Annotated in this window: 11 protein-coding genes; all 11 read left to right on the forward strand. The window is 49.2% G+C overall.

Annotated features, from left to right (window positions below; translation table 11 throughout):
• The first annotated feature begins 91 nt into the window (after nt 1-91).
• Nucleotides 92-4,960, forward strand: coding sequence for a hypothetical protein (locus tag SVI_RS05125; protein WP_013050378.1), 4,869 nt, complete (start codon nt 92-94; stop codon nt 4,958-4,960).
• 54 nt (nt 4,961-5,014) lie between these two features.
• Nucleotides 5,015-5,197 carry a Flp family type IVb pilin gene (locus SVI_RS05130; protein ID WP_013050379.1) on the forward strand — a complete coding sequence of 61 codons (183 nt, stop codon included), beginning with the start codon at nt 5,015-5,017 and terminating at the stop codon, nt 5,195-5,197.
• Nucleotides 5,198-5,253: 56 nt separating this feature from the next.
• Nucleotides 5,254-6,120: a Flp pilus assembly protein CpaB gene (gene cpaB / locus SVI_RS05135; RefSeq protein WP_013050380.1), complete on the forward strand. Its 867-nt coding sequence runs from the start codon at nt 5,254-5,256 to the stop codon at nt 6,118-6,120.
• A complete protein-coding gene (locus SVI_RS05140) occupies nt 6,113-7,513 on the forward strand; it encodes a type II and III secretion system protein family protein (protein WP_041419709.1) in 1,401 nt (466 codons plus the stop codon). The genes cpaB and SVI_RS05140 overlap by 8 nt, the downstream gene beginning before the upstream one ends.
• An 8-nt stretch (nt 7,514-7,521) precedes the next feature.
• A complete protein-coding gene (locus SVI_RS05145; protein WP_013050382.1) occupies nt 7,522-8,148 on the forward strand; it encodes a CpaD family pilus assembly lipoprotein in 627 nt (208 codons plus the stop codon).
• Between the two features lie 224 nt (nt 8,149-8,372).
• Nucleotides 8,373-9,227 (forward strand): AAA family ATPase, encoded by an 855-nt coding sequence (locus SVI_RS05150; RefSeq protein WP_013050383.1) that lies wholly within the window; start codon nt 8,373-8,375, stop codon nt 9,225-9,227.
• Nucleotides 9,227-10,573 carry a CpaF family protein gene (locus SVI_RS05155; RefSeq protein WP_041419710.1) on the forward strand — a complete coding sequence of 449 codons (1,347 nt, stop codon included), beginning with the start codon at nt 9,227-9,229 and terminating at the stop codon, nt 10,571-10,573. The genes SVI_RS05150 and SVI_RS05155 overlap by 1 nt, the downstream gene beginning before the upstream one ends.
• Nucleotides 10,573-11,505 carry a type II secretion system F family protein gene (locus SVI_RS05160; protein ID WP_041419711.1) on the forward strand — a complete coding sequence of 311 codons (933 nt, stop codon included), beginning with the start codon at nt 10,573-10,575 and terminating at the stop codon, nt 11,503-11,505. The genes SVI_RS05155 and SVI_RS05160 overlap by 1 nt, the downstream gene beginning before the upstream one ends.
• Nucleotides 11,502-12,383 carry a type II secretion system F family protein gene (locus SVI_RS05165; protein WP_013050386.1) on the forward strand — a complete coding sequence of 294 codons (882 nt, stop codon included), beginning with the start codon at nt 11,502-11,504 and terminating at the stop codon, nt 12,381-12,383. The genes SVI_RS05160 and SVI_RS05165 overlap by 4 nt, the downstream gene beginning before the upstream one ends.
• Nucleotides 12,384-12,477: 94 nt before the next feature.
• Nucleotides 12,478-13,236 (forward strand): tetratricopeptide repeat protein, encoded by a 759-nt coding sequence (locus tag SVI_RS05170; RefSeq protein WP_013050387.1) that lies wholly within the window; start codon nt 12,478-12,480, stop codon nt 13,234-13,236.
• Nucleotides 13,233-13,670, forward strand: coding sequence for a TadE/TadG family type IV pilus assembly protein (locus SVI_RS05175; protein ID WP_013050388.1), 438 nt, complete (start codon nt 13,233-13,235; stop codon nt 13,668-13,670). The genes SVI_RS05170 and SVI_RS05175 overlap by 4 nt, the downstream gene beginning before the upstream one ends.

Raw genomic sequence — 13,670 nt, forward strand, 5'->3', positions numbered from 1 at the left:
TGATAATGGATCTCATTCACATTATTATTCGCCGAAAATGTAAAGCCAATGTTATTTGGTTGAAAAATAATCTGCGTAAGGGTCTATTTCAATGGTGTTCAGAAGTCAGCCATCATCTTTGGCGATAACATTCGTTTTAACGTCTTTCTTAGTCGCCTGTGGCGGCTCGGAGCCAGACAGTAAACTTGTATCGACGGTGGATCCCGTGATCCCGAAAAATACTTTGACGGGTGTGGCGCTGGACGGCTATTTGAAAGATGCCCGGGTGTGTATCGATCTCAACCGCAACTTGTATTGTGACAGCCATGATGGTGAAAGCGTACTGACCGGAGCGAGCGGTGAATATACCTTGGCGGTAACCGACATAAACTTGAGTCGTTACTCTGTGATTGTCGAGGCTATCCCTAATCAGACCATAGACATGGATCATCCCCATAAGAAAATCGACAAGGCATTCGTGCTGTCAGCCCCGGCGACTCAAGCCGCACTGGTGACACCATTTACCAGCCTGATCAGCACAATAGCCGAACAGAGAGGCACAAATTTTGAGACGGCTAAGCAAGTGCTGGCGCAATTGCTGGCTATAGATGCAGATATCTTGATGTCAGATTATCTTGCTGGTCAGGAAAGGACAGATAAGGAATTACACCTGCTGGCTCAGGGCCTGACCAAGATCATGCAGGCCGGTGAGCAGGCCTCGGTGGAGAAGGGGATTGGCAGAATCATAGCTCGTCAGGGCACCAGAGCCAAAATGGTCTTGCTGGATCTCTCCGGGCTTAAAAGTCGGACAGATAAATTGGTGGGAACCAATAACCCTCAGGCCATGGATGAAATTGTTCGTGAGCATGTTGCGGACGTGCTGCTGTCACCAAATGAGATCTTAAATAATCGGGTGGTTATCATACCTAAGGCGCCTAAGTCTGGCGTGGTCAATGATGAATCCGACACGTTTTCATGGAGCTGGGTAGGTCATTTCACCCATATAAATGATTATGAATATTCACTCGATAGCGGTAAAACTTGGCAAGCGGCTAGTGCCATGCCCCTCTATGTTGGCTTAGATGCCTATGGGGTTGGCGAGATTCAAGTTAGGATCCGCGCCGATGAAAATCTAGGTCGTCAGGCAGGCTTACCTGTGCTGTCAGACAAGGTATTTACTCGAGTACTTACGCCCTCGGCGCCAGCTAGCCTGATAATCAATGATGCGACTAATAGTTTCGACTGGCAGTTGGTTCCTGAGCACACAGATTATGCCTCCTATGAATACTCACTGAATAGGGGAGTCAATTGGCAGCCGATAACGGCTAAGCCTCAGCTGGTTGAGGATCTCGCTATCGCCGCAGGTGCTGTGCAGCTAAGGTTAATCGCGGGAGCCAGCCTCAATAGTCCGGCCGGTCATATCATCTCTTCGATGAGCCCGTTCACTGTGACTCCAGCTCGCCCCACAGCGCCAACTGTTCTCACAGTCAATGATGACCATGACAGCTTTAGTTGGCAGCCATTGGCGGCATTTCCCCTGGTGGCTGACTATGAGATTTATTTGGACGCCTCTTGGCGTCAGGCGAGCAGTAATCCAGAGTTCGTCGGTAATAGAGAATATCCAGCTAACACCATAAAAATACGTGTGCCAGCGAATGCCAGCAATGGTATGCCTGCAGGTATTTCTGCTGTGATAACTCAAGGGTTCACCCAAGAGTTAGGCAAGCCTGTAGCGGCGCTTAATGGTGTCGTAGATGACATTGCAGACAGCTTCGATTGGGCTTATGTGCCGGGCTTTGAATCCGCGGCACATTATGAGATCTCAACCGATGCAGGGCAAACCTGGGGTGGGGTCAATACTAAACCTGCGGTGATCGACGATGGTGAGTTTGCCATTGGTCAGGTTTGTGTACGAGTCATGGCCAATGCCGTTGGCAATCATGTAACGGGATCAATACTCTGCTCTGAGGCCGCCTTTACACTTAAACCTGTTACTCCCAGCGCGCCTACTCAACCGGTTAGCGATGATGCTCTCGATACCTTAGGTTGGCAATGGACATCTGGGTTTGAGCAAGTCACGGCCTATGAAATCAAGACGCCGGCTCAGGACTGGAAAACAGCCAATGCTAATCCCTATCAGTTGTTGCTTGATAATGTTTATCAGGCCGGTGAAGTTCAGGTCCGGGTGAAGGGAGATGCCTTAACGGGCCGAGATCCCGGTTTACCCTTGGTCAATGTCTTGGGCTATACGGTCAAGCCATCTCAGCCAGATGCACCGATAAACCCACTGCAGGACGATAATCTTAACAGTTTCGATTGGCAGACTGTAATGGAATTCCCCCGCCCGAGTGACTATGAGTTTTCTGTCAATGGCGGCACTAGTTGGTTGCTTGTCAGTGAGAAGCCCTTGCTGCTGGGGGATGTCAGTCTCGCTGCCGGCCAGGTTCAGGTTCGCGTCAAAGCTAATGCGCTTAATGGTATGCCTGCGGGTAAGGCACTTGTCAGTACCGCAGATTTTATCGCTGGGGTACAAGCCGAAGCACCTAGCAATCCTCAAATTGTCAATGTCAGCGGTGGCACAATCACCAATGGCCTCTCGTGGAACTGGGTTCCAGGCTTTAGCCAGGCCTCACATTATGAATATAGCCAAGATGCTGGTCTGAGCTGGACTGGTGTAAGCAGTAACCCGCAACACATGGGTCCACAGGCCTATGCAAAAGATCAGTTACAGATCCGAGTACGTGGCAACGCCAAGACCGGAGAAGTTAATCCGCCAGGAAAAACCATGGATGCCACAGGTGCCAGCGGAGATTTTGTCGCCATGGAATTTGTCCCCATGCTGTCAGTTGGGAAGGTGGTGACGATTTCCGAGTCTTACAATGGCAGTAATCAATATCGTTTCGATACCAACCAAGTGTGCTGGGCACAGTTTGATGCCAATGGCGAGGGCGAGCCCAGCTATTGGGAAAATCTAAGAAGCTATATAGACAGGGCAGAGCTTGTGGACGAACTGGCCGCTATTAATCTTAATTCGGTTTGTGGCCTAAGTGGATGGGACGCCGCCCCTGAGTCACTGGTGATGGCATCGACAGGCATAAGCAGTTCGGGCAGTCGTAAGCCTGTGAACATGAGTAAAGGCAATGGCTCTTTCTGGGCTAAGTCAGGTTCAGATTATGTGGTTTATAACTCTGGTGCTATCACGACGCCAGGCACCATGGGCTCACAATATTACCCTTATTGGAAAATGGCACAGACCAGTGAGGTGATGGCGCAACTATTAGTTATTAGCAGTGATGCCGTGACTCGGGTGAATAGCTTAGAGACCAGAGAAATCAGCTTAAATGCCAGCTTGCTAACCGAGATGGCTAAAGCTGCTCCTGTGCTGAATGATGTGGAGAAGATTCAGCTGGATATACAAGCCTTGAACGTAGAGGCGATGGCACTGACAACTGAGCTCGATGAAGCATATGTGGCATATGGACTCTATGTGGATCTGATCATAAAAAATCGTCCCACTACGACGAGTGCAAACCTGGCAGAATTACAATCTAACTTGGCTGAACTGCAGGCGCAGAAGACGGCGTCTAGCCTGCTACTGAACCGAACTCAGGCTTCGATAAAGGCGCTTAATGCCCTTAATTATCTGTTGGTTTTGGCAACCAATCTGCACGATGTGACCGACAAGGTGAACTCCATAGCCGGAGACAATGGTCAGGTATTGCACGGCGCGGCACTTGAGCTGTATCAAGCTATTCATCAGTTACAGCTGAGCCTGAAAGATTTCCATGTGATCCATATGGAGTTAACCCAAGCGGTTGACTCTGGAGGGCTCAGTGATGCCATCAATACTGAGCTCAATATCTTGCTTGCACGCTTAAATTCACTCGAGTCCGGCGCAGATGTGACATGGGCGCAAACGACAGCAATGCAGGCCTTAACACGCGCTAAGAGCGAGGGTTATACCGTGCCCGTGGCTGATGCCGTGATCGGCACCCATTTCAGTAAGCTGGATATTAACGGTGACTATTTGCCGAGCAATACCAGCTTCGCCCAAGGCTGGCGTTGTGTATCTGACAATCGATTTGCTAATTATTCTAGGATCTGGACCTTGCTGGGTGATGGTTTGCCAGGGGGCTTAGATAACTTGCCATTCGATGATGGCACTAATACAGAGTCGAACGTAATGGGCACCAGTGGACTATTGCAACGCCGCAATGATGCCAACTACTGCGGGCATAGCGATTGGCAGGTACCAGGCCTGACCCAGACAGAAACCTTAGCCACCTCAGGTAGCAGTTATTCTAGAACCATAGACACCAGTGTGTTTCCCCATCATCTGGCCTTAACCGATGAATATGATAAGTACAGCGGCGGCAAACGTTTCTTTTATTGGCTAAGTAAGGCCCATGCCAGTGACGGAGCCAAGCAGCAGGCTTTCACCTTTAAAACCGCTAACAATTATGGCTCCAGCAAGGATTTTTTCGACAAATCTGTTGCTGAGCTCGATGGCAAGATTTTTATCAGCCGCTTTGTCAGTGAAATATCTCCCTATGAATTGATCGATATGAATGGCTCGGTGACCTTGGTGTTGGCTGATGCCAAGTGCGCTCGAGACAAGACTAGTGGCAATTACTGGCAGTTATTCGATGATAAAGGCGGTGCAAGGTTTAAAAAATTCAATGATCTTGCAGGGATTCTTGATGAGGTTAATACCGCTTCACTGTGCGGTCTGACCACATGGGCAATACCAAGCTTCGCTGAAGTAAATACTCTTTATCCATATGATAAATCAGTATTTATCAATAATGAAGTGAGTGCTAATTACAATAAACTAGCCTGTTATGTTTCATCGGATGAATCAAGTTTAGGTTATTCCGGCAAAAGAAAGAGATGCCTAAAACTAGATGGAAGCGAGACATATGTGACCTATGAGGGGGGCTATAACACCATTTCCTCTCTGTATCGCTTACGCGGCAAATAACTAGGGTATATCGAATATTAATTCAAGCCCATTAACACCATAGGAATAAAAAATATGATGAACACTATGAAGAAAAAACAGCGCGGCGCAGCCGCAATTGAATATGCAATATTGGCGGCAGCCATGTCTCTTATTATGTTTAGTTTCTTGGGCCAAGATGGCAAGTTGACTAAGGCCATAGATGCAGCCTACGAGACCATAGTTTCCAAGCTGGAAACGATTCAGGATGATTCATAAGTTTAATCTTTAAATAGATGGAACAGCTCCATCTTCTCTAAATAGAAATACTCATAATGACAGTAAAACGTTTAATGTATTTCTCGGTTTTTATATCTCTGGCTGGCCTTATAGGCCTATACCTGAGTATTTCTGCGCCCCAGAAGCAGATAAATATAAAAACTGAGAATGTAAGACACGAAATTCTCGTGGCTAAGCAGCTAATTAAATCCGGCCAGCGATTCAGTGCTTCTTTATTCGAATGGCAAGCTTTGAATGAAGATCAACTGACCAACTTAGTGGATTACATAGATAGGGATAAGTTCGACATCCTCAAGTTCAATGACTCAGTGCTTGTGAGCTCGTTTACTGCGGGACATATCATGAGTCTGTCGGACTTTCTTAAGCCTGAGGAGGGCGGCTTCTTGTCTGTGTCTCTTCGTCCCGGATATCGAGCGGTTTCTGTGCCTGTGGATCAGGTGACAGCAAACTCAGGCTTAGTGGGCCCAGGGGATTTTGTCGATGTCTTATTATTAGCCTCTCAGGAGCAGGAGCTTCGCACCCGAGGTAATGATACTCAGAGTTTGTATGTGAAAACCATAGCGAGGAATGTTCGTGTTCTTGCCTTCAATCATGCGGTCAAAGTCGAACAATATATAGCGGCGCAGAAGGAGTATAAAGGCTTTATTCCCGATGACAGTGCGGTGACATTAGAAGTATTGCCAAAGCAGGCCAACAGAATAATTTTAGCCAATCAGTTAGGCATATTGACGCTAGTGTTGCGTAGTAATAATGACTCAGTTGATGAAGCCAATAGCCAAGACCAAATAAATATCGCCGATATATTTCCCGATATTAAACGTGTCCAACCTAATATCGGCTTAGTTGAATTCAGAGCCGATGAAAAGCGTGTACTAAATAAAACTGGGGACAAGAGTGATTAAAGTAATTATTTCCTTTGTGTGTGTCTTGTTATTTTGTGGGGCATCACAAGCTGATTCATTAAATATGACCTTAGCCGTGACCTTAAATAAAGCAGAATTGGTGCAACTGCCTAAAACGGCCAAATCAATTTTTATATCCAGTAATACCATCGCCGATTATCAGGCATTGACCAATACCAAGATCATGGTATTTGGTAAGCGTGCCGGCACCACCTCCCTTTACGTACTCGATGCCGATGAGAATGTCATCTATTCGGCAAGCGTTAAGGTCAGTCACAACGTCACTGAGCTCAACGGCTTGATCCGCAGTGAGTTCCCTGACGCCTTAGTCAGCGCCGAATCTATCGCAGGAAAACTTTTTCTCAAGGGCCGGGTGCCGACACCAACCATGGCGGAGAAGATAGTTCGTCTGTCTGAAGGTTATGTCTCCCAACCTCAGTCCTCGAAAGGCAAGCAGCAGGGCGGGAAATCATCGGGTCAGGCAAAAGGCTCTAAGCAACAAGGTCAAAATGGCGGCGGGCAAGAGTCTCAATCGGGTACAGGCAGTAAAGGTGAGCTGATCAATCAGCTGGAGATCACCATGTCGACTCAGGTCAACCTGAGAGTGAGGATCGCCGAGGTATCACGCAATGTATCAAATAAACTCGGTATTAAGTGGGGCTCCCAGGGATTTGGCACCGGCAAGTTCGCCTTCAGCGATGGTCTTGGTTTTAGCAAGCTTTCGGTCATGGTCGACGCGTTAGCGACCAATGGCATGATAACTGTGTTAGCCGAGCCAAACCTGACGGCTATAAGTGGTGAGAAGGCTTCCTTCTTGGTGGGTGGAGAGGTGCCCATTCCCCTGATTTATGGCGATACCGTCAGCATAGAATACAAGCCCTTCGGTGTGCGTTTGGATTTTAAACCTACCGTCTTGAGTCCCAATCGCATCAGCCTGCAGATAGAGCCTGAGGTCAGCACCATATCTCAAAGCACCAATGTGGTGATGGGAGACTCATCATTTCCGGTATTTATGACTCGTAAAGCATCGACCACCATAGAGCTGGCCAGTGGCCAGAGTTTCGCTCTCGGCGGCCTATTGCAATCCACCGACATTGAGCAGATGCAAAAGATGCCTTGGATTGGCGATATCCCCATTCTCGGAGCCTTATTCCGCTCCAATGAGTTTAAGCGTGAAGAGACTGAGCTGATCATCATAGCCACTGTCTATCTGGTCGAACCCACACGTGGAGATTCATTGCCTCTACCGACAGATGGGCTCATTCCTATGAGCGATGTGGAGCGTCTGTTGGCTTGGCCCCGTAGTGGAGTGAACCCCTCGACAGATACGCAAGTTAACCCGAACGATAATCGTCAGCTGCGTCTGCTTGGCGACAACGGATTTTATTACTGAGGTGAGTCATGCGCTTAATTATTTTATTACTGCTTAGCAGTCTGCTTTTTGCTTGCTCCGGCGATCCCATACAACGTCAGCCCAATATCGCTATCGAAGCGGTGACCCATGTATTTTCTCTGCGGTTACTCGCAGAGACACTCGATGGCGAAGATAGGGCGGCATTGGAAGAGTTTCTACTGCGCAGGGGCGATCCTGCCAACCTCAGGGTTCGTATCGAAACGCATTCTTTACGGGGAGAGAAGGTGCTGACTTCTGTACGTGACTTGATGCACCTTAGAAACATATATCCCTCGCAGATACGGACACTTAAGAGGGAGTCTGCTAGCACCTCTGAAGATCTGACTCTGGTGGTCGAGTCATATCGCACCTTAGTTCGCCATTGTGATGCGGGCAAAGAGCCTAAGACTATTCTCAATAGTTTTAAACGTTCGGCCAACTTTGGCTGCGCCAATGCCAGTGCCTTAGCTCAGATGGTGGCCAATCCGCGCGATCTCGTCGTGGGCGAGACCTTGTCTGCGACCGAGGGCCGCAAGGCTGTGTCGACGCTGGATGCATATTATGCCCAACCCAATGCCCCATTGAGAGAGTCTTCACCAATCTCAGGTGCACTATCTGGCGGTTCAGGTAACTAATTCAGGTAACTAATTATGACTATATCGACTAAAAACACTGGAGTCTTCAGCTCATTATCATCAGATGCGCTATCTGGCGGTTCAGGTAATTAATTCAGGTAACTAATTATGACTATATCGACTAAAAACACTGGAGTCATGAGCTCATTATCTCCGGCGTCTTATCCGGTGTTCACGAAACTATTTATGCTATCTCTCAACATGAGTTTAAAGGCCTACTCTAGATGACTTCAAGTATTTACAAAATTCAAGAAACTGGCTCTCAGACCGATTATTCACAATATCGGGTCGCATCGGGGGAGCTGGGTAAACGTATCTTAGTTGCCAGCGCCAAAGGCGGAGCGGGTAGCACCTGTATCGCCGCGAATCTTGCCTGGGTGTTATCACAGCAACTCGACAAGCGGGTCGCCTGCGCCGATCTGGATTTTGTCAGTGGCGACTTAGATCTACATCTCAATATCAGTGCCAATAATAGGCTCACCGAGATGTTGCAGTATCCCGAGCGTCTGGAACCCATAGTGTTCGAGCGTAGCGGAGTGAAGGCCGCGGAGAAACTGCATGTTTTTACTGGCTATAGTCAGCAGTTGGCCCAAGAGTTTTGGCCCGACTCGGCGGCCTTTGAAGCAACGTCACAATTTTGTCAGCAACAGACTGATTATCTGATCTGGGATATACCGTCTTTCTGTCTGCGTGACAGTGTTGGTTTCGAGGCTATTTGTAGCGCAGACATTCGCATCGTCATCATAGAGCCGACTTTGGCTTCAATCCGTCATACCAATCAATTATTGACTCAGCTGGCGACAGATCATGATCAACAAACGATTCTGATCCTCAATCATACTAAGCCAGAGAAGGCCTCATTGATCTCCTTAGCCGATGTTAATCAAGCTCTGGGTCAGAGTGTCGATCTGGTGATCCCTTTTAGCCCAGAGAAGATGTTATCCAGTGCGACATTGGGAAGCCATGTCGCCGATGATAACGGCCGACTCGGTAGGGTGTTTAAGCAACTCGCTGCCAGAGTGACAGGTGAACAGCTTGCTCCTACTAGCCGCTTGAAACTTTGGTTCAGGAGAGCTTGATGTTCGGACGAAAAACATCGGCTCATCAGAGCCTGTCGCCTCGCACTGGTTCGGTAGCTATGAGTGAGTCGGTCAAAGACTCGGAGCGCCAGCAGAGTCGATTTACATTGATCCACAGTGAGGTGATGCTCGCCATCGAACCTGCGGTAGTGGTGCAACTCTCCCGTGAAGAGCTTGAGACTCGAACTTTCGAGGCGGTGGGCGATATAGCCCAGCGTCATCAACTGCCCATGGGAGGCCAGGAGCAGAAGCAGATCATGCTGCGCCTGGTGGACGAGATGTTAGGCCTAGGACCCCTGCAGGTGTTGATCGATGATCCCGATATTACCGATATTATGGTCAACGGCTACAAGGAAGTGTTTATCGAGCATAAAGGTAAGCTCAAATCGGCGGAGATAAGCTTTCGTGATGAGGAGCATGTGCTCAATCTGGCTCGGCGTATCGTGAGCCGCATCGGTCGCAGGATTGACGAGACTAACCCTATGGTCGATGCCCGCTTGCCAGATGGTAGCCGGGTTAACGTGCTCATTCCCCCTCTGGCCCTGGATGGCACCTGTATTTCGATTCGTAAATTCAGCCATAACAAGCGCAGCTTGAGTCAGCTAGCCGAACTTGGGGCTATGTCGGCGGATATGGTGACCTTGCTGGATATCATAGCCCGCTGCCGGGTGAATGTGTTGATCTCCGGCGGCACGGGTGCGGGTAAGACTACCTTGCTCAATGCCATGTCGTTTGGTTTCTCCCCCGAGGAGCGGATCATTACCATAGAAGACGCGGCAGAATTAAAACTGGCACAGCCCCATGTCATACGTATCGAGACGCGCCCAGCCAGTTCCGAAGGTCTGGAGGCCGTCGATCAGCGTCGTTTGTTGAAGAACGCCCTGCGTATGCGTCCGGATCGCATCATCCTCGGTGAGGTGCGTGGCGCCGAAGCATTTGACATGATGCAGGCGATGAACACTGGCCATGATGGTTCCATGTGTACCTTGCACGCCAACTCGCCGTCCGATGCGCTGATCCGTCTGGAAAACATGTTGTTGATGGCGGAAGTCAACCTGCCTCCAGCGGCCCTGCGTCGTCAGGTCGCCTCAACCATAGATATCATAGTGCAGATAGAAAGAATGCGGGATGGTCGACGCCGGGTGACCCATATCACCGAACTGGTTGGCCTGGAAGGAGATCAATATCTTACCCATGATCTGTTTCGCTTCGATTATCAGGGACAGGACAGTCAAGGCAATGTATTGGGGCAATTCTTGTGTGCACACAAGGTGCCTAAATTTATCGAGAAAGCCAGATACTACCAGCTAGATTCCAGGCTCAAGCAAGTGATGGGAGTGAATTGATGTTTGCTCTGTGTGCCATTCTTCTCCTGGGATTGAGCCTGATGGTCAGTGCTGTCTCCTCTTGGTATTACATTGGCCAGCGTCGTCAGACTCGAAGGCGTCTGTTGAGTGTGACTAAGGCTAAGACACAGGATAAATCTGTGTCTAAGTCACTCTTTGGTTGGGAACAGGAAGTGAGTCCTTGGCTGCGTTGGCTCAGAAGGCTGGAGTCTCGTATCGATAACCTATTCGGGCTCAAGGGGAAAAGCTTACTTTATATGGGGCTGATGGCGTCGGCTATCACCAGCTGGTTCATGAGTGGTTTCCTGCCTACTTATGTGCGCCTGACTTTGGTGTTATTGGTGCCGACTATGGGCTTCTTAGGCTTCTTTTGGTTGATGCGTTCTATGCAGATGAAGCAGTTCGATCACGCCTTTCCACAGGTGCTGGGTCAGATCTCCCGCGCCGTGGCGGCCGGCATCTCAGTGCCCCAGGCTATAGCCCAGGTATCTGAGTATCAGCAAGGTTTCCTAGGTCGTGAATTTGAGCTTATCCGTGACAGGTTAGCCATAGGCATAAGCCTAAAACAGACTTTGGAACAGGCTTGTTATCGTTTGCCCTATGCCAGTTTTCATTTCTTCACCGTGGCACTCATCTTAAATCAGGAGAACGGTGGTCAACTGAGGGAAGTGCTCCATAGCCTGGGCCGAACCTTGCACGATAATGGCGCGATCAAGATGAAAATTAAGAGTCTGACTGCAGAGCCAAGAATGACGGCGCTGATCTTAGCCAGCTTACCTTTAATTCTGATTAGTATCATGTTCTTCAAAAATCCTACCTCCTTCGCCGTGCTTACAAACACGCAAACTGGGCACCATGTTTTGGTGTATGTGGTGTCCAGCATAGCCCTGGGACTTGGCATCATCAATATGCTGACTAAGGTGCGCCCATGATGACTTTATCCTTATGGGTGTCGTTTATGTTATTGCTCGCCGGGGGCACCTTAGCCTTGCTCTGCAGTGTTAAGGCACGGCAGAGGGATGGGGTAGTTGCGCGTTTACAGCTTGTGGAACGGGGGGCTATAGCGTTTTCCAAGCCCCAGAACAATAACAATAACCAGCTCAAATCTAAGATCAGGGTCAGCGATGATATCAAGGCCTTGTTGCTCAGAGCTGGATTCTATTCTGACCATGCTGCCAGCCTCTTTGTGGTGGCCAAGTTATTGGTGGCGATAAGCTGTTTCATTGGCTGGATGGCATATTCAGGCTTCAGTCTCGACAAGATTATCTTGGCAAAAGGTGTGGTTTTTGCCGTTATCGGCGGGATCGGAGTGGAGCATTGGGTCAAATTCAGGGCGCGGCTTGTCTCTTCTCGTATTGCCGGCGCGACCCCAGATGCACTGGATCTTATGGTGGTGTGTGTCGAGTCAGGCCTTACTCTGGAGGCGGTATTTGGCCGGGTAGGTCAAGAGATGGTGAACTTCTCTCCCGAGCTGTCCCGTGAGTGGTTGATCACCGAAGCCGAACTGCGTCTGCTCGATTCCCGTCCCCAGGCATTAAAAAATCTGGCCCTTCGTACTGGCATCATAGAGATTGAAAATATGGTTATCGCCCTGTCTCAGGCGGAAAAGTACGGCAGTCCCATCGCTAAGAGCATGCGCCTTATCGCCTCGGATAGCCGCCAGCACCAGTATCTGGCGTTGGAAGAAAAGGTCGGCAAGATCCCCGCCAAGATGTCCATGCCACTCGTGGTATTGGTCATGATACCTGTGGTCGTCCTTATCGTGGCGCCGACAATCATTGAACTTATGACATCCATAGGTGAACTATGAAATATTTAATTTTAACTGCTCATGCTATCTACGGCTCATCAACTGAGCCGTTCAAGGTCAATGAAGCTCTTAATACCTGTTCGATAGGTGAACTATGAAGCGTTTAATATTTTTATTCCTGCTAAGCCAGCTTATGGCCTGTGGGTCCTCTGGCTCAGTTTCACTCTCAGCCGAGCAGCTAAAGGTCAATGATCGCCTGCTGGCCGAAGTGGCAATGACGAATGGCCGGCCCGGGAGTGCCATAGAGATCTATCAAGCATTGTTAGGGCAAGCTCCTCAAGATGTAGAGCTGCTCTATCTGCTGGGAAGTGCCTATAACCTGAGCGGTGAGTATGAGGTGGCATTGCATCAACTTAACAAGGCGAGTCGAATCAACCGCGAGGCTGGCTATGCTAGCCGGGGAGAGATCCAGCGAGAGATTGGCCGGGCTCAGCTTGCCTCAGGTGATACGCCCCAGGCTTTGATTTCCCTGGAGCTGGCAAGCTCTTTGTTACCCGGTGACGCTGTGACCCATAACAGCTTGGGTGTGTGTTATGCCCTGCATCAGGATTACCAAGAGGCTAGAGGCGCGTTTCAGGCGGCGCTTAATATCGACCCCAGCAGTCTGGAATATCGCAATAACTTAGCCCTGGCCTGGATACTCGATGACAAGCCACAGCTGGGCATAGATGTTATCTATCCTACATATTTGCGGGGTAAAAGCACGGCCAAGGTGCGTCAAAATTTGGCCTTGGCCTTCGCGATGAAAGGCGATTTAGAGGCGGCCAAGGCCATAGCCAGACAGGATCTGACTAAGGCGGAGCTAGAGCGTAATCTGGATTTCTATGGTCAATGGCAAGGAAAGGGACAGTGAAGTCGAAGCAAGAGGGGAGCCAAACTTTGGAATTCACCCTGACCATGCTGCCTTTCTTCATCCTATTACTCTTGGTGGTCGAGCTATGCCGTTTCATGTTGACGGCAAATCTGCTCGATGCGGCCCTGTCTACGGCGGCCAGACAGGTGGTCAGGATGAATGCTAAGCAAGATATTCTGCAGTTGTTGAGACAAGAGATCGACGAGCAGGATTGGCCACTATTTAACAATGGCAAAATGCAACTTGAGGGTCGTTATTATGAGGATCTTGAGGCCTTAGTCCTGAACCAATACGATTCAGATTATAGGGGGCAGATGTACGGTGAATATCGGCTTACTTATGACTATCAGATGTTATTTATTGAAGGTATGGGTGATGCCAGCGGCATCAATAAGTTTGAGCGAACCGTGTTGGTGGCCCATGAGAGGCGTTAA

It is taken from the genome of Shewanella violacea DSS12, from assembly GCF_000091325.1.
GTDB lineage: Bacteria > Pseudomonadota > Gammaproteobacteria > Enterobacterales > Shewanellaceae > Shewanella > Shewanella violacea.

Bases quoted from the DNA above. Each gene is read 5' to 3' on its own strand.
- SVI_RS05125 (WP_013050378.1), top strand. From the start codon at position 92: ATGGTGTTCAGAAGTCAGCCATCATCTTTGGCGATAACATTCGTTTTA.
- SVI_RS05155 (WP_041419710.1), top strand. From the start codon at position 9,227: ATGTTCGGACGAAAAACATCGGCTCATCAGAGCCTGTCGCCTCGCACT.
- SVI_RS05150 (WP_013050383.1), top strand. From the start codon at position 8,373: ATGACTTCAAGTATTTACAAAATTCAAGAAACTGGCTCTCAGACCGAT.
- SVI_RS05130 (WP_013050379.1), top strand. From the start codon at position 5,015: ATGATGAACACTATGAAGAAAAAACAGCGCGGCGCAGCCGCAATTGAA.
- SVI_RS05170 (WP_013050387.1), top strand. From the start codon at position 12,478: ATGAAGCGTTTAATATTTTTATTCCTGCTAAGCCAGCTTATGGCCTGT.
- SVI_RS05145 (WP_013050382.1), top strand. From the start codon at position 7,522: ATGCGCTTAATTATTTTATTACTGCTTAGCAGTCTGCTTTTTGCTTGC.
- SVI_RS05160 (WP_041419711.1), top strand. From the start codon at position 10,573: ATGTTTGCTCTGTGTGCCATTCTTCTCCTGGGATTGAGCCTGATGGTC.
- cpaB (WP_013050380.1), top strand. From the start codon at position 5,254: ATGACAGTAAAACGTTTAATGTATTTCTCGGTTTTTATATCTCTGGCT.
- SVI_RS05165 (WP_013050386.1), top strand. From the start codon at position 11,502: ATGATGACTTTATCCTTATGGGTGTCGTTTATGTTATTGCTCGCCGGG.